Annotated in this window: 18 protein-coding genes; 2 read left to right on the top strand and 16 right to left on the bottom strand. The window is 37.0% G+C overall.

Going from position 1 to position 24,581, the window contains the following annotated elements:
- Positions 1-28 precede the first annotated feature (28 nt).
- From HEQ28_RS10655 to HEQ28_RS10635, 5 genes are all read right to left on the bottom strand, one after another.
- The gene (locus tag HEQ28_RS10655; RefSeq protein ID WP_434502251.1) at positions 29-1,174 is read right to left on the bottom strand and encodes an N-acetyltransferase; all 1,146 of its coding nucleotides are present in this window, start codon (positions 1,172-1,174) and stop codon (positions 29-31) included.
- A 61-nt stretch (positions 1,175-1,235) separates the two neighbouring features.
- Entirely contained in the window at positions 1,236-2,426 is a 1,191-nt protein-coding gene (locus tag HEQ28_RS10650; protein ID WP_434502249.1) for a THUMP-like domain-containing protein, read from the bottom strand.
- Positions 2,423-2,875 (bottom strand): MgtC/SapB family protein, encoded by a 453-nt coding sequence (locus tag HEQ28_RS10645; protein WP_434502248.1) that lies wholly within the window; start codon positions 2,873-2,875, stop codon positions 2,423-2,425. Before HEQ28_RS10645 ends, HEQ28_RS10650 begins: the two co-directional genes overlap by 4 nt.
- A gap of 151 nt (positions 2,876-3,026) precedes the next feature.
- Positions 3,027-5,534 (bottom strand): glycosyl hydrolase 115 family protein, encoded by a 2,508-nt coding sequence (locus HEQ28_RS10640; RefSeq protein WP_434502246.1) that lies wholly within the window; start codon positions 5,532-5,534, stop codon positions 3,027-3,029.
- Between the two features lie 12 nt (positions 5,535-5,546).
- Complete coding sequence (locus HEQ28_RS10635) at positions 5,547-7,493, bottom strand: sialate O-acetylesterase (RefSeq protein WP_434502244.1); 1,947 nt, start codon at positions 7,491-7,493, stop codon at positions 5,547-5,549.
- A 225-nt stretch (positions 7,494-7,718) separates the two neighbouring features.
- Between HEQ28_RS10635 and HEQ28_RS10630 the strand changes: the two genes are divergently transcribed.
- Entirely contained in the window at positions 7,719-11,699 is a 3,981-nt protein-coding gene (locus HEQ28_RS10630) for a hybrid sensor histidine kinase/response regulator transcription factor (protein ID WP_434502242.1), read from the top strand.
- 103 nt (positions 11,700-11,802) lie between these two features.
- On the opposite strand, the gene HEQ28_RS10625 is transcribed toward HEQ28_RS10630, so the two are convergent.
- The 10 genes from HEQ28_RS10625 to HEQ28_RS10580 form a co-directional block, all read right to left on the bottom strand.
- On the bottom strand, positions 11,803-13,998 hold the full coding sequence (locus tag HEQ28_RS10625) for an alpha-galactosidase (RefSeq protein WP_434502240.1): 2,196 nt from the start codon (positions 13,996-13,998) through the stop codon (positions 11,803-11,805).
- Positions 13,999-14,166: 168 nt separating this feature from the next.
- Positions 14,167-16,545, bottom strand: a complete 2,379-nt coding sequence (gene pnp / locus HEQ28_RS10620) for a polyribonucleotide nucleotidyltransferase (RefSeq protein WP_434502238.1) — start codon at positions 16,543-16,545, stop codon at positions 14,167-14,169.
- A 183-nt stretch (positions 16,546-16,728) separates the two neighbouring features.
- Positions 16,729-17,226 carry a hypothetical protein gene (locus tag HEQ28_RS10615; protein WP_434502236.1) on the bottom strand — a complete coding sequence of 166 codons (498 nt, stop codon included), beginning with the start codon at positions 17,224-17,226 and terminating at the stop codon, positions 16,729-16,731.
- 91 nt (positions 17,227-17,317) lie between these two features.
- Positions 17,318-17,809, bottom strand: a complete 492-nt coding sequence (locus HEQ28_RS10610) for a hypothetical protein (RefSeq protein ID WP_434502234.1) — start codon at positions 17,807-17,809, stop codon at positions 17,318-17,320.
- 55 nt (positions 17,810-17,864) lie between these two features.
- On the bottom strand, positions 17,865-18,353 hold the full coding sequence (locus HEQ28_RS10605; protein ID WP_434502232.1) for a hypothetical protein: 489 nt from the start codon (positions 18,351-18,353) through the stop codon (positions 17,865-17,867).
- A 116-nt stretch (positions 18,354-18,469) separates the two neighbouring features.
- Positions 18,470-19,117, bottom strand: a complete 648-nt coding sequence (locus tag HEQ28_RS10600) for a hypothetical protein (RefSeq protein WP_434502231.1) — start codon at positions 19,115-19,117, stop codon at positions 18,470-18,472.
- 34 nt (positions 19,118-19,151) lie between these two features.
- A complete protein-coding gene (locus tag HEQ28_RS10595) occupies positions 19,152-19,634 on the bottom strand; it encodes a hypothetical protein (RefSeq protein ID WP_434502229.1) in 483 nt (160 codons plus the stop codon).
- A gap of 19 nt (positions 19,635-19,653) precedes the next feature.
- Positions 19,654-20,136, bottom strand: a complete 483-nt coding sequence (locus HEQ28_RS10590) for a hypothetical protein (protein ID WP_434502227.1) — start codon at positions 20,134-20,136, stop codon at positions 19,654-19,656.
- A 216-nt stretch (positions 20,137-20,352) separates the two neighbouring features.
- Positions 20,353-21,186, bottom strand: a complete 834-nt coding sequence (locus HEQ28_RS10585; protein WP_434502226.1) for a carboxylesterase family protein — start codon at positions 21,184-21,186, stop codon at positions 20,353-20,355.
- A 227-nt stretch (positions 21,187-21,413) separates the two neighbouring features.
- Entirely contained in the window at positions 21,414-22,373 is a 960-nt protein-coding gene (locus HEQ28_RS10580; RefSeq protein ID WP_434502224.1) for a transporter, read from the bottom strand.
- Positions 22,374-22,701: 328 nt separating this feature from the next.
- Here HEQ28_RS10580 and HEQ28_RS10575 point away from each other — a divergent pair, with 328 nt between their 5' ends.
- Entirely contained in the window at positions 22,702-23,070 is a 369-nt protein-coding gene (locus HEQ28_RS10575; protein ID WP_434502222.1) for a hypothetical protein, read from the top strand.
- A 956-nt stretch (positions 23,071-24,026) separates the two neighbouring features.
- Here the strand turns inward: HEQ28_RS10575 and HEQ28_RS10570 are convergent.
- Positions 24,027-24,551, bottom strand: a complete 525-nt coding sequence (locus HEQ28_RS10570; protein WP_434502220.1) for a hypothetical protein — start codon at positions 24,549-24,551, stop codon at positions 24,027-24,029.
- Positions 24,552-24,581: the final 30 nt, after the last annotated feature.

The following is a 24,581-nucleotide window of genomic DNA, read 5'->3' as shown; positions in this document are numbered from 1 at the left end:
AAATTTAAACGATATTGAAAAGCTTTACTTAAATACTTTTTCTGAAGCAACGGCGACGCTTATGGTTTACAGGTTCAAATGCTCCCCACTGGCTCTGCACACCTGTATTTGATTCCATCTCTACCTGACTTTCGCCCCATTTAATTCCAGCAGCCTGATAACGTGGTATCAAATCATAGAACAACAAAGCATTAGCTCCCTTTGCCCTATATTCAGGCAATACGCCCATAAGCAAAAGATCGACGCCCTCGGTTTTATTGAACTTTAGAGCTCTGATGACATCCCACCAACCGAAAGGCATTAATCTACCACGATGACATTTCTGTAATGCACGCGAAAGCGAAGGTATCGTTATTCCCATACCAACCATCTTATTATCAGCTCCAGCATCCTCAATAACAGTGACGAAATCCAGATTTACAACAGGCATATACATCTTGACATATTGATCTATCTGCTTCTCTGTTAAATCAACGAAACCATATAAGTCTGTGTATGTATCATTGATAAGAGCAAACAACTTATGACCATAACCGCCTTCATAAACATCCTTCTTTGTGAGTTTACGAATTCTTAAGTTATAGCGATTCATCACCATCTCTGCCAACTTAGAATACCTTTCTGGTATAGCATCTGGAACTGGAAGGAAATATTCAACATAGTCATTGTCCTTCTCAAAGCCACCAAGTTTTTCTATGTGCTCAGGATAATATGAATAATTATATATCGTCGGCATTGTACCCAACTTATCAAATCCCCATGTAAGCATGCCTTCAGGATCCATATCTGTAAATCCTAACGGACCTGCAATTTCATTCATGCCCTTTTGCTTGCCATAATCCTCAACTGCTTTTAAAAGCGCACGGCTTACATCTATATCATCAACAAAGTCTATCCAACCGAAACGTACTGACTTCTTATTCCATTTTTCGTTTGCTTTATTGTTTATTATAGCCGCTACACGACCGGCTACTTTTCCGTCTTTATAAGCTAAGAAATATTGAGCTTCACAAAAATCAAATGCAGCATTCTTGTTTGGAGAAAGTGTATTTAGCTCATCGCTATAAAGATTGGGAACATCATATTCATTGCCTTCGTAAAGGTCATAATGAAATTCTATGAAGGTTTTTAAATCCTTCTTCGTTTCGACCTTCTTTATTTCTACTAATGACATTATATTTATTTTTTATATTTAAAACATGCAAATTTAATTAAAAACATGCACATTTCAAAATTTACATCATTTTTTTGCAGATTATTAAAGCATGTTGGTCATTCCAGACTGTAGTTGCAAAGATGTAGACATCGCCTCCATCTTTTATTTTCAATCGTTTTCGCAACTGATCTGTTGACAAAGGAAAGTTCCTCACTGTGATATTTGCTTGCTTGACACCTTCCAACTTCTGTTTTAATTCTTTCTTATTGAATGATGATATTGATATGATATAGAATTTACGACCAGGAAAATCATCGATTTCATCGTTGGAAATAAATAAATGAGAGTTCTTTCCTACGCTTGTTACATTATAACGTGAAACCATTTGATCAAAACATCCTGTTTTCATTATAGACGCATTCGGTTCATAAAGACATTTAGCCTCATCAATAGAAATTGGCAACACTGCAACATTAGGTTGATCTTGTGTTGTAATGAATACATCTTCATTATTCACGCAAAACAGCTTAACAGGGTGCTGTTGTGCATCCTTGCACATGATCAAAAGCAATTCTTTGCATTCGTTGTCAACACTTACGACATGCACTTCAGTAACATATTTAAGTTTTTCTACAGCTGCATGCCAATCAAGCATAGGCGACAACTTTATAATTACCACAGATGCCTTTTCAACAAGTTCATCGCATAGTTCCACAACATCAGGCGTACAGTCTTCTATAGCATAAGTCTTTGCTCCATTTATATCGCGCCGTGCTGGATCAACATAAATCACAGCATTTTCTGCTTTCATCGAATGTAGATAATCCACACCATCACCGCATTTCACATCTGCATGGCGCATTTCTAATAAATCAAGATTGTGCTTTGCAATATCGCACAGATGTTGCTGGCGTTCTACATAAACAGCTTTCTTGAAATTGCGACACATAAACGAGAAGTCTACTCCAAATCCACCTGTAAGATCTATTAGTAAAGACATTCTATCGCCACATTCATTTTGTAATCTCTCACAAAGAGAAGCCTTATACATTGCCGTAGACTCGCTGGAACATTGCTCCATAGAAATATGAGGCGGATATATCATTCCGTCTATCTCTGCCCATGAAGGCAGTTTACTGCGGGCTACCTGCCAACCACGAATTTGGTCGAGTGCCCACGGCATGTCTATATCTGGAAACTTCGCAGCAAGAAAAGCAAGCTTCCGTACGTCCTCAGATTTATGTAAATTAATAAACTCGGAAACGTTCATTCTTCTTTTGCCTCCTCTTGCCTCTTTTCAAGAATCTTCAGTAAATAGTTGAAAGCCTCCAAACCGACAAGCACCAAGAATGTTGCCGACAAAGCCAAAAGATACATTCCTACACCACAAGCAAGACCAATGGCAGCGGTAGCCCATACTCCGGCAGCAGTAGTCAGTCCATGGACTGCATTCTTTTGGAATATTATAGTACCAGCTCCAAGAAAGCCTATACCACTTACAACTTGTGCTGCGATTCTTGATACATCAAGTCGCATCTGCGAATTTGTAAGAACTCCTTCAAAGCCATATACTGAAATTATCATGAAGAGAGCAGAACCTAGTGCTACAAGAAAATGTGTACGCAATCCAGCAGCCTTTTCACGATATTCACGTTCCAAACCTATCATACCACCCAATAAGGCAGCAATAAACAAGCGTAATATAAAATCCAACGTCATAAAAACTCCTTTGATTTATGATTAATTTATTGTAAAAACACTGCATGCGATAACAGAAGCATTAAGCTTTATGAAATTTCATGCCTAGTGTCGCTGTATATTATGCAAAGATAATAATTTAAACAACAAATTAATCATAAATCAAAGAAAATCATTTATTGCTTCTGCTATGATGGCTTTCGTTGATAAACAGATATGCATTCTTATAACCTCCATAGTCTACAACAATCTTTTCAAATACAATTGCCGGGTCAACAGGGGTTAACTCCAAATTGTGAATATCAACGCCTTCACTCAAAGGAAGAGTAACAACGCTCTCAACTACCCTTTTTGCAATAGTTGGATAATATATAGAGTATATATTCTCTGGGCGTTCATTTAGTTTTTCATTGAAGTTGACATTTACTTTCTTTCCATTGTCAAGAGACACATAGTATGAAAGTCCACCCTTATTGAGATAGTCAAGTGTAGACTTAACCACAATATGAATCTTCACACTGTCCTTTTGATCATCAGCAGCTTTGAATCTATATGTCACGCTTGCACCATCTGTAGAATTGGTATTTGGCATAAGAGTAAGTCCACTAAGCGTACGTCCGATATAAGGAATAACAGTCCATTCCGCTTTAGAATTTGAAGGCTTTGCATTATAATAATGTTCTGCTTCCATTGACACAACCCCATTATTACCCTGAAATGTAAAACCGCCAGAAGTAGTATCAGAGACTCTATGTAACTTCGGCATAATCTCATGTGGAAAATTATCATTCCAACTAGTATATCCTATATGTTTTTGAGTCATCATTCCATTCCATTTTCCTCCGGCTATATCGTGGTTATAAGCTGCACACAATATAGAGTCCCGCTTAAAAGCTTGCTCACAACGTTCTGCCCACATATTTGCAGCAGGATCATCATTCGCATAAAGACTATTATTCATCGCCTGTGAATAATACATATAATATAAATTACTCATTGCCTGAACTGGGAATAAGATAAGTTCGTTGTAAGCATCACGTTGGTCTGGACGTAATGTGATATACTGTCGCAAAGCCTCTGTTTCTAACTGATGATATTGCGCCACTACCTTTTCCCATTCGCCAGTTTCAAGGTTATATGTATTCTTGTCTAGCATCTCTGCTGTTACTCTACCGTTGTATTTACATACAAGATTAAGTATTCTCGCTGCTTCGGCAGCCTGTTCATCACCAAACTGTTGCTTGCAAAAAGCGAATGTATGTTCAGTAACATTCTCTGGCTTATATTTATCAGTATCCCACGCCATATCCATAAACAGTGATATAGGATATTCCATTGGTTTAAGATCGCCGACATTAAGAATCCACATACGATTTATTCCATTGTTATAAGCTAGTTTCAGCTGTTCGCACATATTCTGAGTAGGAGTTACATTGAGCCATTTCGTATTTCGTGGAGCACCCACGTAATCTACATGGTAATAAAGTCCCCAACCTCCAGGATGTTTTCTTTCTTTTTCATTTGGCACTCTTCTGATATTACCCCAATTGTCATCACACAACATGATAGTAACATCATCAGGCACACGCATTCCCTTGTCGTAATAATCAAGGACCTCTTTATACAAAGCCCATACCTGAGGAGTCTTTGAAGCTTGTTTACCAGTAACGTCACTGATAATTTTGCGCTGATTAACCACTACCCTTTCCAGAAGCTTCGTATCTGCATCTGCACTCATAGCTTCATCGCCATCACCACGCATACCTATTGTCACGACATCTTCCTTACCTTTTATCCTTTCTATACCTTCACGGAAGAATTTATCCAGAGTTGCCTCGTTGGTTTTATAGTTCCATGCCCCATACTCTGCTCTGTGGCGCGACCATTCCTCATGATTACGTGCCATTGGTTCATGGTGAGATGTACCAATAATAACACCCATTTCATCGGCTGTTTTACTATTTTCTGCATCATCAGCATAAAAAGCCCATCCCCACATTGCAGGCCAAAGCATATTACCTTTCAATCGAAGTATCAACTCAAACACACGTGAATAGAATCTATGATCACCATAGTTTGTACCATAAGTATTTTTAACCCATGACGTGAGACAAGGAGCCTCGTCATTAAGAAAAAGTCCACGATAGCTGACGGAAGGAGTTCCGTCGCTATACGTGCCTTTGTTTACATAAATATTATCATGATGTTCTATTGGAACATCTGCCCAGAAATACCATGGAGAGACTCCTATCTGCGAAGACACTTCATAGATACCATATATCGCTCCCCTTCTGTCGCTTCCAGCTATTACCAGTTGTTTACCAACAAGGGTGATGATATACTTCTCGCGCTTTCCACGAAGTTGACGGCCATCTATTTTACCATCCTTTACGAATTTATCTATGATGGCTGAGTTACCTATAGTACCTACTACGATATTTGCTTTAACGGCATTCGTAAAAGTAGTCTTAGCTCCACAAACTTTTTTTATGTCTCCTGCAAGATTATGGAGAGCTATACCTACGCCTTTCATCTCATCGTTTCCTACATAAAGACTTACGCTGTCATTGTGATTAAGCATAATGTCACCAGAAGTGAAACTTGCGAAACGACTTGCTGCCATAATAGGCATAGCCAATAAAGATATAAATATTAAAGTGATATTTCTGAGCATGTTCATTTTAAAATAAAATTATTTCTTGAAAAGATGCGGAACAAACGCTTTCAAGCAACGACGCCATGTGAGCCATTCGTGAAGTGTTCCAGGAGATACATAGCTATCAACCTTTACACCAGCATTTCGTAAATCTTCAATTAATTTGCCTGTACCCATGTTCTCTAAACTTCCACACCCAAGAAACAGATAATGCAGTTTTGAATTCACTTCGTCAGGACGTGAGAATATACCGTCATATGTCTTATTCATATCAAGTCCGAATATAGCACCACTGAATCCTCCTGCATAAGAGAACTTGTCAAGATTAGTAAATACAACGTCAAAAGTCTGATGTCCACCCCATGACAATCCTGCCATTGCGCGGTTATCACGATCAGTCTTTGTACGGAATGTCTTATCGATAGTAGGAATTAGGTCATTAAGCATTGCCTTATAGAATGTTGCACCATAAGAACTACGTCCGGCTTCATTTGGTCCACCTTTGAAAGGAGCTTTAACATCGCCGCTTTCCATAACTACGATCATAGGAACAGCTTCTCCACTTTGGATAAGGTTATCCATGATATTCTGCATCTGCCCCTGATGACTCCATCCTGTTTCATCTTCTCCCATGCCGTGCTGCAAATATAGCACAGGATAACGCTTGTTTCCTTTTTCATATTCAGCAGGAGTATAAACCATTGCTCGTCTCCACTCTTTTGTAGACTCGGCATAATAGCTTAAAGAACGAACCTGTCCTTTAGCTACACCCTGCTGTGGACGATAGTAATTACCTTCTTCACCTTCAGGAATCTCGATACCTCCTGCTTGACGACAACATCCGAAGAATGTATCACTTGCTGGATCAACAATCTGCACACCATCAACAAACATAAAGTAATAATGGAAACCCACTACCAGTGGATCGGTAACAGCTGTCCAATTTCCTTTTTCATCACGCTGCATATCATATTTCTTTCCACATACATCCACCTTTACATTTTTGGCAGATGGTGCATAAAGACTGAAATAAGCACGATGATTGCTATCTATTTTAGGAAATTCATTGCCTGGTTCTGCTGTTGAAGCTACAATTGCATCAGCAGGAATTGCAATCGGTGTAAATACAGGATAACCTAGAAGCGACAACATCTTGTAAGCATAACGACGCCCAAGTTCACGGTAACCAGCTGCATCGAAATGCAAATCATCAGGACCGCTTGTGCAACCTTCTGATGAAATTACATGAGCAGTATGAATGGTTTCTGGCAGTGTATCGATAATAGGATTCATAGCCACACAACGTCCTTTACCACCAGCTCTTACTACTTCTCCGGCAAGCAATGGGACGTCCTCAGACTTCAGTTTCAAATCAGCAATTAACTGATTATATACAAATGCCACTTTGTTTCCCCACATTCGGTCTCCAGTGTTTGACTCTCCCTGATGAAGTAGGATACCTTTTATCACGCCTTCTTTCTGGGCTTTCTTAGCCAATTCAACTAGTCTCTTATATGGATTGTTGCCATAAGCCTTCAACATACCCTTCATCCACTGAGGAGCGCGAGTCTTTACGTAGTTGTCGACAGAATCACGCATAAAGGTTTCTATATGACATCCGCCTACTGCTACAGTGATAACACCCACTTTTATGTCTTTCGGCAAACGTTCAACCATTGTTCTACCGAAGTAATCAACGGGAGTGAGTCCTGTGTTCTCACGACACAAAGGTGGAATAGCGGTATACCATTGTCCCATCTTTCTGTCTAGTTTATGGTCATCCACAGCCGCCATCATCTGGAATCTACTGTCAACACCATCCAAATCCTCTTGTTCAATTTTTGCATTGCCCTCCATATTAGATTGTCCAAAACAAAGGAAGATGTAAAAGTTCTTGTCAGGTGCTGCCTTTACTGCCAACACTGACGTTACCATAGCTGCGCCAACAAGGAGGCGCCTCAATAATACGTTTTTTCGTTTCATGTTTTCTGATTATTATTAACAACAGTTACAAAGTTAAGCATTATTATATATATATATTATAATAAGAGTTTCATATACTTCTCTTTATGTAACATGTTTCTTTTTTTACGTTTCAAAGACTTTATCTCATGTAACATTTTGGAGAAATAAAGATACGTTTTGTTTTGCTTTTCCACCCTATTACACTATCTTTGCAGAAATATATCGAAACTTTACCTAGACAACATGAAATGCTATTTAATTTTACTATCATTACTATTTACCGTTAATGTCAATGCACAAATAGGAAAACTATACAATGGAGACAACCAACTATCAAGTAGTTTTGTAAACAATGTTTTTCAAGACAAAGATGGTTACATGTGGATTGCAACACGTAACGGTTTGAACAGATATGACGGATACCAATTCAAGATTTTGAAAAAGGAAAACAAGGTATTCGGAATAACAAGCAACTATATTAACTGTGTATACCAAGACCGCCAAGGAACATTATTCATTGGCACAAATAATGGTGTGCAGAAAATGGTTAATGGCAAATTTGAGGATATAACCCTGTTTAGAACAAACGGTAAGAAAATTAAAACGTACATAACCGGAATTCTGCAACTTAAAAACGGAGACATCATCGTTAGTAGTTCTGGATATGGAGTGATGAAACTAAAAGGGAACTATGGAACTCCTTATACAAGAATACCCAAAAACACGAATTATGTAGTTCACATGCTCGAGGACAAGCATGGTCAACTATGGTTAGTTACAGAAGACAAAGGATTACTATGCCTTAAGGGGAACAGTATAAAACAATATTTTCTTAGTGCAGACGAGAAAGCATCCATAAAAGACGGGGATATCTGTGAAGATAAAAAAGGAAACATATATGTAGGCACTAATGGAATGGGACTATGGAAATTAAGCAATGGCACAAAACAGTTTGCGCTGATAAAGTCTACCGCCAAAATGCCTATCAAAGATTTATATATCGACCATCAGGGAAATGTATTACTTGGATGCGACGGTATCGGATTATATGTTTATTATCCTAATACTGGTCAGCTTTCAGCAAATCCATTCTACAGCAATGATATAAGTCTTTCAAAGACTAAAATACAGACTATTGTTGAAGACCGAAACGGTAATATATGGCTTGGAATGATGCAGAAGGGTGTATTCATGCAACCCGCTAAAAGACGAAATTTCGGATACATGGGTCCAAAACTTGGAACGTTCAATTATATAGGAACAAACTGCGTTACAAGTATTATTCAAGATACCCAACGCAGACTATGGGTTGGCACAGACAAAGATGGATTATACCTTCTCGATAGCAATAAGAAACTGATAAGACACTACACAAATGTTCCAGGAACAATACTCTGTATGTCTGAAGATAAATTTGGACGTATTTGGATTGGAAGCTATCAGCAAGGATGCGGATGGGTTGATGGAGAATCCGCAACATACCATGCTGTTGATATAAAGGCAGGAGGTAGTTCCAGTATATTCGGTATGGATGTTGACAAAAGTGGTAACATCTGGTTTGGCACTATGGGACAGGGACTTATAAGACTAAATCTTACCGACTATAGTATCACCCAATACAGGATGAAAGCCGGAGCAGATCTTAATCGGCATATAAACTCACTTCCAAACGACTATCTTGCAAAGATTAAGGTATCGCATGACGGAACAAAAATATATGTGGCTAGTTCTGTAGGAATGAATTGTCTTGATATAAAAAGTGGCAGTTGGCTCAGTGTTTTCGGAAGTAATTGCCCAAATTATGCTACTTTCTCACGCATTTTATGTGAAGATCATCAAGGACATATATGGATGGGTACAAACGATGGACTGTACTGCTATAATCTTAAAAGCAGACAAAGTAAGATGTACACCATGCAGAATGGTCTTCCTGATAATGGAATTGCCAGTATTGAGCAAGACAAGAAAGGACGTTTGTGGATTGGTACTGACCACGGATTATGCTGCATGACAACAGATGGAAAGGTAATAAGTTGCTACTATGCTAACAATGGTCTTCAAAGTAATGAATTCTCAGATGGAGCATCTTTCATTTGTAAAGACGGTCACACGATGTATTTCGGAGGCACTGATGGTATCAACTGGTTTGATGCAATAAAGACAAACAATATGTCATGGAAAGCGAATGTTATTATTACAGGAATAATAATTGGAAATAAAGAAAGAAATACTGATATTATGGGCGACAATTTCAATCTGGAATATGAGGACAATTCTTTTTCTATCCATCTTTCTACGCTCACATACGATGATCCAAACAACATCACTTACCTATACAGTATAAACGGTGAAGAATGGACTCGTCTGCAGCCAGGCATGAACGAGATTACTTTCAGTCACCTTTCGTCTGGTACATATAAATTCCGTGTAAAAGCCATGTATAACAACATGTCTTCACAAATAAAGGAATTCACCATGCACATATCTTCACCATGGTATAGTTCTACGGTAGCTTATATTCTATATTTAATCATTATCGGCGTAATAATATATTTCATATACCATTATCAAAAGCGCAAGGAATATGACAGAATGCAGATTCAGGAGCATATTCATGCAGAACAGATGGGCGAAGCTAAGTTGAAGTTTTTTATGAACATCAGCCATGATATACGCACCCCAATGACTCTTATTGTATCACCGCTGCTCCAATTAATAAAGGAAGATGATGATATGCACCGTAGAAGTGTGTATGAAACGATAAAGAGAAACGCAGAGCGTATACTACATCTTATTAATCAGATGATGGACCTTAGAAAGATTGATAAGGGTATGCTTACCATGCACATGCAAGAGACTGACATGGTGAATTTCATAGATGATGTTTATTCTTTGTTCAGCGATCAAGCAAAGATAAAAGACATTGATTTCAATTTTACCCACGATAGTGATACATTGCCTTTATGGATAGACAGACACAACTTCGATAAAGTGTTGGTTAATATCATCTCAAATGCGTTCAAGTTCACCCCTACTGGTGGAAAAATTGATATTGAACTTACACATAACGATTCTGAAGCAAATATCACCATAAGAGACAATGGAGAAAAAATCCCAGAAGAGAATATCAAACGTATTTTTGAACGCTTCTATCAAACTCAAAACTCCGCAAACGATAATAATATGGGTACAGGAATAGGACTTGACCTTGCCCGTTCGTTGGTAGAGCTTCATTATGGTGATATTCAGGCACATAACATCGAGAATGGTGACGGTTGCGAATTTATCGTTACGCTTCCACTGGGTAATTCACATCTTAAACCAGAAGAGATGGTCACCGAAGAAGATGACAACAAAAAGATTGATTTAATTGAACTGAACGAAGAGAATGATGCGCCTGCCGTTGAAGATAATAAGATGAGCCCTGATAAAATTGATATCCTCAACGAACAGTTATCTAACCGTAAGAGACAGACGATAGTAATAGCAGAGGATGATGACGAAATCAGACAATATCTTGAACGCGAATTGTCTGGAGATTTCTACGTAATAGCTTGTCCAAACGGTAAGGAAGCCTTAACGGCTATCATGAAAGAAATTCCTTCTCTTATCATCAGCGATGTCATGATGCCTGTCATGGACGGTAACGAACTTTGTTCACGCGTAAAGAGCAATATCAATACTAACCATATCCCTGTTATAATGCTTACTGCTAAAAGTCGTGATGAAGACCGACTAGAGGGATTGGAAATGGGTGCTGATACATATATCGTAAAGCCTTTCAATCTGGATATACTTCGACGCACAATCATAAACTTGCTACATCAGCGTGAACTATTGCGTAATAAATTCAACGGATCTGAATCACAAGAGAATAACCTTGAGAAGATAAATGTTGAATCACCTGATAACAAACTTCTAAACCGTATTATGAGCGTCATAAACAATAACCTTAGCGACCCGTCTTTAAATGTGGACATGATTGCTCAGGAAGTTGGAATTAGTCGTGTACACCTACATAGAAAGATGAAGGAACTAACAAATCAAACTCCTCACGACTTCATACGCAACCTAAGGTTAAAACAGGCAGCACATTTATTGGAACAAGGATACCAGAATATTACTGAAGTAATGTTCGCATGCGGATTCACAAATCCAGCATCATTCTCAACAATGTTTAAAAACCTATACGGTAGGTCTCCACGTGAATATATGAAGAATTAAAAGTAGATCTACAAACATGACAAAGCCCTCTTGAAGATTAATTCAAGAGGGCTTTTCATATTCATTACTCAAATACTTAACAACTACTAACTTGCTTTTTTAATCATTCTGCCGAAAGTTCCAGCACCCTGCTCGACCATGCCGTCTGCTTACCCCAGTCCACACTATTGTTATAAGGCATTTCTAAGCCGTGACTCATAAGATATTCACCGCTATAGCTCTTTCCCTCACAGTCAAGAGGTTTGTTGTCGATACGGTTAAGTTCATGCACCTTGTACAGCTTGTTTGCATCAAGACCAGCCATCTTTATCAATGGCAAGTGCTGATTGATAAATGTCTCTGTCTTCCACCAATAGAATACAGCTTTCTGCTTTGCATCATCAACATACATAAGACTTGCTACACCTTTCTTCTCAAAAGGACTTTGTAGTCTATATATATTTCCTAGCTGCACAATAGGACGTATCTCTTTGTATTCCTTGATAGCCTGACGGCACAATGCCTTTTCCTCATCTGTCATATTCTTTGGTTGAATCTCCATGCCTAATCTTCCGCTCATAGCAACGTCAATACGATATTTCAATGGTATAACACGCTGTGTCTGATGATTTGGAGCAGCACTGATATGGCACGCCATAGCTATTGCTGGGAAGAAATAGCTAGTACCCCATTGCATATATACACGCTGTAAAGCATCTGTATTATCACTTGTCCAGAATTCATCAAACCATGGAAGCACTCCCCAGTTGGCTCTTCCGCCACCGCTTGCGCAAGCCTGAATCACTAAGTCGGGGTACTTTGCACGAATGCGCTTACACACATTCTCAAAACCACGATGATATTCTATATACAAATGACTCTGGTTATCCATTGGAAGATACTGAGAACCATGATTCATTATTGGCATATTTGCATCCCATTTGATATAGGCAAGATCGGGATATTTTGTCATAAGATTGTCTACTATACCAAACACAAAGTTCTGAACTTTAGGATTAGCCAGATCCAATACAACCTGCGTGCCTCCTCGTCCCAATACGGCATCACGGTTAGGCGCCTTGATAATCCAGTCGGGATGCTTTTCGTAAAGTTCACTTACGGTGTTTGCCATCTCAGGCTCAATCCATAAACCGAATTTCACACCATGCTTCTTTGCATCTCTAAGAAGTCCGACAATCCCATCAGGTAGCTTGTTCTTGTCTACGACCCAGTCGCCAAGACTTGAATTATCCGTTTTACGGGGATATTTATCACCAAACCAACCATCATCCATCACAAACAGTTCTCCGCCCATAGAGGCGATATCAGCCATCATCTGGTCCATTCCTTTCTGGTTGATGTCAAAGTAAACCCCTTCCCATGAGTTCAATAATATATCGCGAACTTTGTTTCCGTGCATTAATTTATATTCACGTCCCCATTTATGGAAATTACGGCTCGCGCCGCTAAGTCCTTCTTTTGAAAACGTAAGCGCAAGAGCTGGGGTTGTAAACGTCTCACCCTTTGCAAGATGATATTCCGAGTTATCGGGATTTATGCCCGCAAAGAAATAATGATATTCGGTATCATCTGTGACCGTCTTTAGTTCATAATTTCCACTATAACATATCGCTGCACCGATGACATTGCCCGCATTTTCACGAGCCTTACCATCAAGAGAGAACATCACTTCACCATGCGAGGTGTGGCTATTTCTCGCTCCGTCTTTGTTACTGATAACCATTTCTCCTGGTACAAGCGGTTCTTCTGATACCTGAGACTCGTTAGCCCATGAACCATACAAATGACTTATCCAAACATCGCCACGGCGTATAGGTAACATTGCTGATTCAAATTCGGTTAGAGTAACAATTCCTCTTTCCTCATTCTTCACGTCTGTCCATGCCTCTATCATATCTACGTCGTTATAAGCACGGTAATACATGTTAACCTTGATATTATATACAGGATCCTTAAGGTGTATTATAGTAATAGTTGCGTTTCCGTCTTGCTTATATGACACGCCTGTAGCAACAAGAGCTGTAGACATATTTCCATCACTATGGCGCATTGCCAATGCAGCTTCTGCGGGGCAATTCATTCCATAGGCTGGGTATGCATCCATTCTTCCTCCGCTGGGAACAGATAGATTCTTAAGGTCTTCGGCATTTAATCTGCTTCCGAAATAAACATACTGAGGCTGTGCGCCTTTTTCCACATTCAGCACCATCGAGATGCTATGAGTCTGTACAACTACCTGCTCTGCAGATGCAGCGGCAGACCCCATAAATAGTAAAGCTAATAATAGTTTAAATTTCATTATGATATTAGTGTTGATTCAACTTTGCAAAACTACAAATAATAAATGAATAACACTAATACTTTTTTTGCCATTTGTAATATTAAAGAAAATCCCTGCAACACCATATTTGGGTTGCAGGGATTATTATATCTCAATAATGTTTATGCAGTTTATCCTATAAAAGGATTACTCTGCATTGTGCTCATTATTTTCGTTACTTCCGTTATTCTCCTCAACGTTTTCTTTGTGCTCGAAACGACGGTTACCACCCTCGTAGCGATCATCATCATTACGTGGACGACGGTTGTAATTATCACGGCGGTCATCATCACGACGTGGGCGGAAATCACCCTCGCGACGTGGACGATAGTCACCACGCTCACCACGGTCATTACGCTCTGGACGTGGACGACGCTCACGCTCTACATAACCTTCTGGCTTCTCTAGCAATGCACGACGAGAAATCTTGTATTTACCAGTCTTAGGATCTATCTCCATCAACTTAACCTTAATCTTGTCGCCTTCATGGATACCTGCCTCTTCAACAGTTTCAAGACGTTTCCAGTCAATCTCACTGATATGAAGCAAACCATCCTTACCAGGAAGAATCTCTACGAAACAACCATAAGGCATGATGCTACGAACTGTTCCCTCGTAAACCTCACCGATTTCAGGAACAGCAACGATAGACTTGATCTTGTTCATAGCAGCTTCAATACTATCCTTGTTAGGAGCAGAAATCTGGATATGTCCTTTACCGTCAGCCTCATCAATAGTGATTGTAGCACCGGTTTCTTCCTGCATCTGCTGGATAATCTTTCCACCAGGGCCGATGATAGCTCCGATGAATTCCTTAGGAATATCAAGAGTCTCAATACGTGGAACCTGTGGCTTCAATTCAGCACGTGGTTCAGACATAGTCTCAAGCATCTTGCCCAAGATATGATCACGTCCTGCCTTAGCCTGCATAAGAGCCTGCTCAAGTATTTCGAAGCTCAAACCGTCACACTTGATATCCATCTGTGTAGCAGTAAGACCGTCTTTTGTACCTGTTGTCTTGAAGTCCATATCACCAAGGTGGTCTTCATCACCAAGGATATCACTCAAAATAGCATATTTATCTTCTCCAGGATTCTTAATCAATCCCATTGCAATACCACTTACTGGCTTCTTCATTGGAACACCAGCATCCATAAGTGCAAGAGTTCCTGCACAAACACTAGCCATAGAAGAAGAACCGTTAGATTCAAGAATCTGACTTACAAGACGAACTGTATAAGGATAATTCTCAGGAATCTGACCCTTCAAACCACGCCATGCCAAGTGACCATGACCAATCTCTCTACGGCCTACACCGCGCTGAGCCTTAGCCTCACCTGTTGAGAATGGAGGGAAGTTATAGTGAAGAAGGAAACGCATATAACTCTTTCCGAGTACATCGTCAACCATCTTTTCATCAAGCTTTGTACCAAGAGTACATGTAGAAAGAGACATTGTCTCACCACGCTGGAAGATTGCACTTCCGTGAGGCATTGGCAATGCATCAACTTCGCACCAGATAGGACGGATGTCTGTAGTCTTACGACCATCAAGACGCATACCTTCATCAAGGATGCAACGGCGCATTGCGTCACGCATAACATCGTCATAATAACGATGAGCCTCAGCATGCTTCTCTTCCAAATCATCAGCTGAAAGATCAGTATGAGCTGCATCGTAAGCTTCAAGGAAGTCTGCGATAATCTTGTCGAAAGCATCCATACGTGCATGCTTCTCAAGAGCCTGCTTGTTTACGTCGTAAGCTGGAGTATAGAGTTCCTTCTTAATCTGCTCGCGGAGTTCTTCATCATTTATTTCACCATCGTACTCACGCTTTACGTCAGTACCAAGTTCCTTAGAAAGTTCTGTCTGAAGTTGACACATAGGTTTGATAGCATCTGCTGCAACCTTCAATGCGTCAATAAGATCCTGCTCTGAAACCTCTTTCATCTCACCTTCAACCATCATGATGTTGTCTGTTGTTGCACCGACCATAAGGTCCATGTCAGCATCAGCCATTTGCTGGAATGTTGGGTTAATCACGTATTCACCGTTTACACGAGCTACGCGAACCTCAGAAATAGGGAAATCAAAAGGAATGTCTGAACAAGCCATGGCTGCTGAAGCAGCAAAACCTGCCAATGCATCAGGCTGATCTACGCCATCTGCAGAAAGCAACATAACCTGAACATAAACTTCAGCATGGTAATTAGAAGGGAAAAGTGGACGAAGTACACGATCCACCATTCTAGAGGTTAAAATCTCATTGTCACTTGATTTACCTTCGCGCTTTGTAAAGCCACCAGGGAAACGACCTGCAGCACTATACTGCTCACGATAATCCACCTGCAAAGGCATAAAATCTGTTCCCGGAACCGCATCCTTTGCTGCACAAACAGTTGCTAGAAGTACAGTGTTGCCCATGCGTAAAACCGCAGCGCCATCAGCCTGTTTTGCAACCTTTCCGGTCTCAATTGAGATGGTTCTTCCATCTGGCAATTGAACTGTTTTTGTAATAACGTTCATCTAAAAATTTAAAATAACTTATTGTTTTATCTACATCTTATAATACTGGGCAAAGATACCTATTACATATGAAAAAAAAGAATAAACGCATAATTATTTTAGATTTTTAATCATAATGCCATATTGACTCCTTCTCTTATAGGCTAGAGACGGTTGTTGAAAAGTGAACATAGGCAATTATTATTACTTCTTTACATGCCTGCCATAGATTTCAATATCTTGAATAATAAAATAATCCAAAAGATGAGCTTTCATGCTTTCTGTAAATTTCCCATCAGGAATGCGTTCATAAAACTGTTCCTCTTCCAACGTATATGGGGATTTAAAGGTGATATAGATAGTGGTAAACCAATCCCTATGATTCTCAAAAAGATAAGTCCAAGAACCATAATCATTCCAAAAAATATCAATATGGCTAACATATTCTTTACCTTCTGGGTCAATGTATGGTGAGGTTGTTCCTACAATTGCGGTTCCAACTTCAAAGTCTTTCTCATAGTATTTGAGAAACTCCTTAAGTTTCTTGTTCACAAAATAACTTTTCTGCTGAACAAAATTTTTATAAAGATACTCTGTGGTATCTTTATTACATGATGATTTAAAATCATAATATTTAAACTCTTGTGCGCTGATGTTTAAACAGCACCATACTAATGTTATAATGAATAATACTTTTTTCATGATTATATAGCTTATAAGGAAGTATTAAAATTGCAATAACTCTTGGCGTAATTATGATTAGATAATGTTCTTCTTACGCAAAATAGCATGCTTACTTTTTATGTTGACCATCTAAATCACTAGGTGTGCTAATCTCTTTAGTATAGCTACCGTCAACAGAAAGTATTTTACCATGATTATCTAATTTTACATAGAATCCTATCTCCATATTTTTCTTTGTATCAAAATCATAGAGAGGATATCTAACAAGATACACAGAGGGGTCTTTTTTCTCTATTTTTAAATAGGACAATGAACTAAGATCAATTCCCCAATTACCTGTAACAAAATCTTCCGCTGGAGATTTAGGATTTTCCAACTCATCAATAACCTTTTTTTTGAATGAGTCCGAAGCATATTTATCAAGAAGACTCTTGAGCTCATTAAGATACTTATCATAGTCATTAATATCTGAAATTACAGCATAGTTCGAGTAAAAATTGCGGATAGACACCTGATTATGATCAGATTGTTGCTGAGCACAACACGTTTCTGGGTATATTATAGATACCAAAAGCATCAGTGTAATAAAAAAATGTTTCATAATTTTAAATCATTATTATTTCTATAAATTTTATATGTAGAACGTTTCTGCATACTTACTTTTTATGTTGACCATCTAAATCATTAGAATTATTGATTTCTTTAGTATAATTGCCTGTAACTGACTTTATTTTACCATGATTATCCAATGTTACATTGAGTCCAATCTCAATATATTTCTTTTCATCAGAATCATAAATAGGATAACTGACAAGATAATAAGTTCCTCTTTTTTCTACTTTTAAATTATCCAAAGATAGTTTCTGGATACCATGATCATCTGTAGCAATATCTGCTCCTGGACTATTAGGATCATCTAACTCTGATAAGACAGACCGTTTGAAAGAACTTGAAGCATATTCATCAAGTAAAACTGTATACTGCTTATAAAAATCATCATAATTTGTTAACTCATAAATGGACCCATATTTGCAATAAAACAGACGTACATTTATTTGATTATTATCTACTTGCTGCTGTGCTTGGCAAACTGTTGGCAATATGAATAAAGCCAAGAGTAAAAAATTTATTAAATGCTTTTTCATTATAAAGTTTTAAAATTCCATATTTCCCATCAATTTTAATGTCACTGACAATTAAATCTAAAGGATTACATAAATGAATTTATGAATATTTCTATGATAAGAGATTGCATAAGTTCTTACTTAATTTCCTTTAAAATAATTCCATCTATCGCTACAAAGATTGGCTTTGAAATCACTTTAGATGTAAAAGCCCCATTTTCTGTTTCTATAGAGATTGATTTAGGACTTGACTTTTGATTATCTATATAGACTATAGCTGCGAAATAGTGTGTCTCGTTGAAATAACTATAAGGATAACTACCTATATCAAGGCAAAGATTATTGATTATATATGGCATATCACTTAGATGCTTTACCATTTTGCATGTTAAGTATCTATGGTGTTCATACATATCTATGTATTTATATTCAACATTTAAGAGATCATACGGAATACCATATATTTTATCTAATCCTCTTATACTATCTGATAATAATATTGATTTATCATCCGTGATTCTGATTTTATTTATCAAGCTTGAAATGCCATCTAAATACTGTTTGAATCCCATAAGTTGCTTACGCTTGTTGGCATCTTTTAATTTAACCACAATCAAATAATAACTTCCATGCTTTTTGTTTGAAAATGCCATCCCTTTGATATTGATTTTTTGCATCGAGACCCCATCAACATCATAGTTAGGAATAACAGTCTGCTGACAAAAATATAATGTAGCACAAATACAAATAACTATTGCCAATATCCAAATGATTATCCTTTTCATAATTATATAATTTATTAGGAAGTAATGAACTTAATTATTGCTGTTTATCTAAATCATTAGGATTATTGATTTCTTTAGTATAATTGCCAGTAACTGACTTTATTTTACCATGATTATCTAATGTTACATTGAGTCCAATCTCAATATATTTTTTTGTATCAGAATCATAAATAGGATAACTGACAAGATAATAAGTTCCTCTTTTTTCTACTTTTAAATTACCCAAATATTGAGCCTGAATGCCATTATCATCTGTAGCAATATCTGCTGCTGGACTATTAGGATCATCTAACTCTGATAAAACAGACTGTTTAAAAGAACTTGAAGCATATTCATCAAGTAAGGCTGTATACTGCTTATAAAAATCATCAAAATTAGGTGACTGACAAATGGACGCATATTTGCAATAAAACAGACGTACATTTATTTGATTACTATCTACTTGCTGCTGTGCTTGGCAAACTGTTGGCAATATGAATAAAGCCAAGAGTAAAAATTTTATTAAATGCTTTTTCATTATAAAGTAATGAACTTGATTATTGCTGTTTATCTAAATCATTAGGATTATTGATTTCTTTAGTATAATTGCCAGTAACTGACTTTATTTGACCATGATTATCCAATGTTACATTGAGTCCAATCTCAATATATTTTTTTTCATCAGAATCATAAATAGGATACCTTACAAGATAATAAGCTCCTCTTTTTTCTACTTTTAAATTACCCAAATATAGAGCCTGAATGCCATTATCATCTGTAGCAATATCTGGTGGTGGAATATTAGGATCATCTAGCCCTGATAAAATAGACTGTTTAAAAGAACTTGAAGCATATTCATCAAGTAAGGCTGAATACTTCTTATAAAAATCATCAAAATTAGGTGACTGGTAAATTACTGCATAACTTGAGTAAAAAGCTCGAATAGACACTTGATTTTGATCTACCTGCTGCTGAGCTAGGCACACTGTTGGCAATATCAATAAAGCCATGAGTAAAAAATTTATTAAGTGCTTTTTCATATAATTAGATTTTTTAGTGTCGCTGTATTAGATAAAATATGCGAATTTTATTTAATTGCAAATATATAGCTTTTTTCCTAATTTCGAGTTCCTAATTTGTATCAAATGCTTTATAAATTGTATCAAAGATGAAATTCACTTGCGTAATATATTCACTATAAACCTGTATTGTAGAAAAGAAGAAAGCCTGTAAGAGTATTCTTACAGGCTTTCTTCTTAGTATTCATTACCAGTAGTGATGCTTGGTCCGTCAATGATTTCAGGATTAGGAACTCCTGAGTGAATATCACTATATGCTTTATGTATATCTGAAAGATCTATTGTAACATCCTTGTTTACCGGTCGATCCTTATCAACCAGACTGTGAGAGAACAACCAATCGTATGTCTTTTTTAGGTAAAATATACGAGCAGGAGTTCCATGATTGGCTCCTTGAAGCCAATTATATCGCAAACGAGTATCATTTCCAGAATTCTGTAATTTATCCACTACAACTTCTGACTGCTTAATAGACACTGCCCGATCCGCTGTTCCATGAATAATCCAAAATGGAAGTTCGCCCAATCCGCTTACATCATGAAGTGAAGTTCCGCCACAAAGAGCCATTCCTGCAGCTATTCGGTCTGGATAGGTTGCACAAACATCCATTGTTCCATAACCACCAAGGCTCATTCCAAGCACATAAACTCTTGTAGAATCACATTTATAGTTTGCTTTTACCCAATCAAGCACCTGCATAATCTTTTTGGGGCTCCATGCCCCACCAGGGTTTTGCGGAACAATAGTAATGGCATCTATCTCACGACCTTTCACAATAGCATCCAGAGGTCCATAGCGTCTTACCCTATTTAGATTATGACCGCACAAACTTGCACCATGAAGGAATATCACGACAGGAGTAGTCTCTAATGAATAAAAATAATCCTGCGGAGTATATACCCAGAAGTCATATCCTCCTGGTATCTGGTCTTTCACCGGACGCAGGAAATCATAGGCTGAAGCGTTTAATGAGACAAGCATCAGCAACAATATATATATAGTTTTTTTCATAAAAACAGAGAACTTATTGATTTTCAAAGATATAACAAATTAAATGCATCGCAAAATTATTTAGACATTTATTGCCTTATTATAGTATTATTAAGATATTTGATACATCTATAAATATCAAGTCTTCTCTATTTTATTGTAGTTCTTATTCTTAACTAGTTACACTTGTAGGAATGTTGATCAGTATATATGTTTAAAGATTCCATAACGTATTGTTATTTAAAACATTACCATTTCAAATAACCATATTTTCCTTTATACCACAACTGTACTGCATTAATTAAATTTTGCCAGATAACATAAGCGCACGGCGCAATAACTGCGGTTGGGTTAAGAAAGGAAAGCATTAACCATATTCCTATAACGGTATTTTTTTGTCCTAAAGCCTGACCGCCAGCGATACTCTCTCCCCAGAAACGACCCACAAATTTACCAATACCAAAAAGTAATAAGGAAATAATCAACGGTAAAATAATCAATAAAGCCATTGTTGTACCCATAAGCTGTGAACGGGTAATCATTCGCACTGTCAACCCCATAACAATAGAAAGGTTGAAGGACCACAAATAGAAAGCTATATTAGATTTTGACTTAAGCCAGATAATAATCTTCGGTAAGAACCTTCTCGTAAATAACGCCAGTAATAAAGGCAATACCAAAACTAAAAGAACACGTTTAAGTACCATCAGAAAAGCGAAGAGGAAAGTAATATCCGCTGATTTTTCTACCATTGGAAAGAAAAGAGGAATAATGATAGAGGTAAAGCAGTTCGCTATAATCATATATACAGTCATAGAAGCTATACTTCCACCAAGTTTTTCTGTGATAACAGGGGCGGCAGCGGCAGTAGGACAAATAACACAGACAAAAACTCCTTCCAAGATCATTTTCGTCTCAGCCGATGTTGTCCAAGAAATAAGTAAAACTACACTTGCTGAAAGTAATGTACGAATACCTTGTAAACAGAAATGCCAAGTACGAGGTCGAAATTCATCAAGCTTGATTTTACAGAAGGTGACATAAAGCATCGTAAAAATTACAAAAGGCATCAAACTTACCAAACGAGGGCCAGCAACATCACCTATTGGTACAAGAAACGAAATACGTGAAAAAAGGAGATAAATTATTGTTCCCGCACATATAGCAAAAAGCAATGTCCATTGTTTGATAAATTTTATTATACTCATAAGACCAAACCTAATTTTATTTTTTACAAAGGTACTGCTATTTGATAACAATGCAAAAAAACTACGCTTTTAAATTTATAAAACGGAGATTATATCCAATTAGTAGATGTAAGGGCTAAAGCTCTAGAAGTGGATAATCTACTCGGACTCAGTATTGAGAGAAAACAAATAATACCGTTTCAGAATTATTGTTATACAGTATTAAAAACACATAAAAACAAGACAAAAGATGTAGTCTGATTAGTATATGTGTTATTTTTGTAGCAAAATTAACCCTGAGCTATAAAAGCAAATATCCACTAATATTGCTTAATTAACCCCTATACTTATGAGTAAGAAAATTTTATTTTTTGTAATTGTATCAATCGCTATTGCAATATCAAGTTGTAGTAATACAGAAGAATATGATGAGCATTGGCAATATGTACGAACGGATACAATCCTTGTGCATGATAAAAAAGAATACCATTTCTATCCAGGCACTTCTATTATATCTAAAGACAAATGGTATGTAATAACAGACAGAAATGGAGTAAAAGACACCATTGAGTATATAGAAGGTTTTGAAAATATTTACAAAGAAGGATTTTCATACCTTATTATTGCACAGGTATCAATGCCAACAGCTTACATGCCAGACCTATATGGTTACAGATATAAACTGATAAAAGTACTTGAGGAGAAAAAAACACCATAAGATAAGATCTAATATGTTATTTTTGTGTTAAGAGAGAATTATAAATAAGAATATAATACTTCTTTAGAATACCTTTTATTGCAATAAAAATATTTTTTTTGCAGGTTTTTAGTGCCGTTTCCTACATGTTTTCACCAAACGCATTGTTATACAATACGTTAGCTAATGTATATAAGTCCGTTCTTATACATTTTAGGGAGTGATTAGGCCCTAATCACTCTATTGTCCTACATGCTTTGCAGAGTGATTAGGGCCTAATCACTCAAAGACGCACCGAAAAAGGTGATTTTATTTTCGCTGTACTTCACACATTTTGACTATGATCGGAATCAATATACACATTCATAGTTATACATTCTGAAACACTATACACATTTTTAAGCTGTTACTGATAATCATTATTGTTGCATGAAATCCTTTACTGAAAAGATTGGCACATCAAAATGCTATACAAATCAGTTTTATTTATAAATTTTGTTTACAAATAGAAACAAAATTCCTAAATTTATAATTCCCAAGAAAGACATTACGGTGATTTGCTTTACTGCCAGAGACACGACATAATGGTGGGGCTAAAAAAGCGATTTTAGTATTATGCTTTGATCAAATTCCATCGTTTTAGGTACAAATACGTGCTAATAATGTAGGAACCATGTAGGAAAGATGTAGGAAAAGGCACTTATATACATCATGTAAACTATTGACAAATAGCTATTTAAGTCAAAAATGTAGGTAATGTAGGTTATTTTTCTTTTTTTCTGGAATATTTTTCTATTTAGAGGGTAGCATTCTCCATAAATGACCCTTGTTTCTAAGTCATTTTGCACTTGCTCTATTAGAAAACAACCTTTTAATTACATTGATTTTATTGACTGTTTTCGTTAGAATCCCTTCACTTTTGCGCAAAATAAAAAGCATGTAAGGAATGAAAAAGTGACCATAAACCCGTGTTACAATTAAGATCCACCTAATGAAAGCCATCGATGATAGGCTAGATAGGAACTTGTAGCTAATAATACTAGCGGGAATAAATAATATAATATTCCATAAATGCTATATTTTAAATGTTGCTCAAAAGTATACTTTGAGAACTCATCAAAAAAGTCATCTTTTCGCTTATCTACACAATACCTGTGTAATGGCCATGACCAAAGAAATAATATAGCTATGAAAATGATAAGATCGATAGTACCATATGGAGCTACATCTTTTATCGTATCAACACCAAATGCATATAAAAACACAAAAACATCTAGATTTAAAATAACATAGCCAATATAAAAGACGCTAGCTGTAAAAAAAATAACACTAGCAGATGAGCCATCTTTTATTTGTTGAATCTGTTGATTACGGCTTTCTTTAAGTGTACTTGTATTCCCCAACATAGAGGCTAGTGGGTAAATTAGCATATAATTAAAATAAGCCAGAATCTTATTAGCGAATCCAAGCAAGGAGTATAGCATATAATATGCATAGTTCATGACTCTTATCATATATTTTCCCTTTTGAGT

This window comes from Prevotella sp., from assembly GCF_051059605.1.
Classification (GTDB): Bacteria; Bacteroidota; Bacteroidia; order Bacteroidales; family Bacteroidaceae; genus Prevotella.
This window is presented reverse-complemented; position numbering and strand designations above follow the sequence as displayed.

Coding starts and splice junctions, on each gene's coding strand:
- HEQ28_RS10625 (WP_434502240.1), bottom strand. CDS start 13,998: ATGAAATTTAAACTATTATTAGCTTTACTATTTATGGGGTCTGCCGCT.
- HEQ28_RS10585 (WP_434502226.1), bottom strand. CDS start 21,186: ATGAAAAAAACTATATATATATTGTTGCTGATGCTTGTCTCATTAAAC.
- HEQ28_RS10600 (WP_434502231.1), bottom strand. CDS start 19,117: ATGAAAAGGATAATCATTTGGATATTGGCAATAGTTATTTGTATTTGT.
- HEQ28_RS10570 (WP_434502220.1), bottom strand. CDS start 24,551: ATGAACTATGCATATTATATGCTATACTCCTTGCTTGGATTCGCTAAT.
- HEQ28_RS10595 (WP_434502229.1), bottom strand. CDS start 19,634: ATGAAAAAGCATTTAATAAAATTTTTACTCTTGGCTTTATTCATATTG.
- HEQ28_RS10650 (WP_434502249.1), bottom strand. CDS start 2,426: ATGAACGTTTCCGAGTTTATTAATTTACATAAATCTGAGGACGTACGG.
- HEQ28_RS10605 (WP_434502232.1), bottom strand. CDS start 18,353: ATGAAAAAGCATTTAATAAATTTTTTACTCTTGGCTTTATTCATATTG.
- HEQ28_RS10640 (WP_434502246.1), bottom strand. CDS start 5,534: ATGAACATGCTCAGAAATATCACTTTAATATTTATATCTTTATTGGCT.
- HEQ28_RS10645 (WP_434502248.1), bottom strand. CDS start 2,875: ATGACGTTGGATTTTATATTACGCTTGTTTATTGCTGCCTTATTGGGT.
- HEQ28_RS10635 (WP_434502244.1), bottom strand. CDS start 7,493: ATGAAACGAAAAAACGTATTATTGAGGCGCCTCCTTGTTGGCGCAGCT.
- HEQ28_RS10590 (WP_434502227.1), bottom strand. CDS start 20,136: ATGAAAAAGCACTTAATAAATTTTTTACTCATGGCTTTATTGATATTG.
- pnp (WP_434502238.1), bottom strand. CDS start 16,545: ATGAACGTTATTACAAAAACAGTTCAATTGCCAGATGGAAGAACCATC.
- HEQ28_RS10580 (WP_434502224.1), bottom strand. CDS start 22,373: ATGAGTATAATAAAATTTATCAAACAATGGACATTGCTTTTTGCTATA.
- HEQ28_RS10610 (WP_434502234.1), bottom strand. CDS start 17,809: ATGAAACATTTTTTTATTACACTGATGCTTTTGGTATCTATAATATAC.
- HEQ28_RS10630 (WP_434502242.1), top strand. CDS start 7,719: ATGAAATGCTATTTAATTTTACTATCATTACTATTTACCGTTAATGTC.
- HEQ28_RS10615 (WP_434502236.1), bottom strand. CDS start 17,226: ATGAAAAAAGTATTATTCATTATAACATTAGTATGGTGCTGTTTAAAC.
- HEQ28_RS10575 (WP_434502222.1), top strand. CDS start 22,702: ATGAGTAAGAAAATTTTATTTTTTGTAATTGTATCAATCGCTATTGCA.
- HEQ28_RS10655 (WP_434502251.1), bottom strand. CDS start 1,174: ATGTCATTAGTAGAAATAAAGAAGGTCGAAACGAAGAAGGATTTAAAA.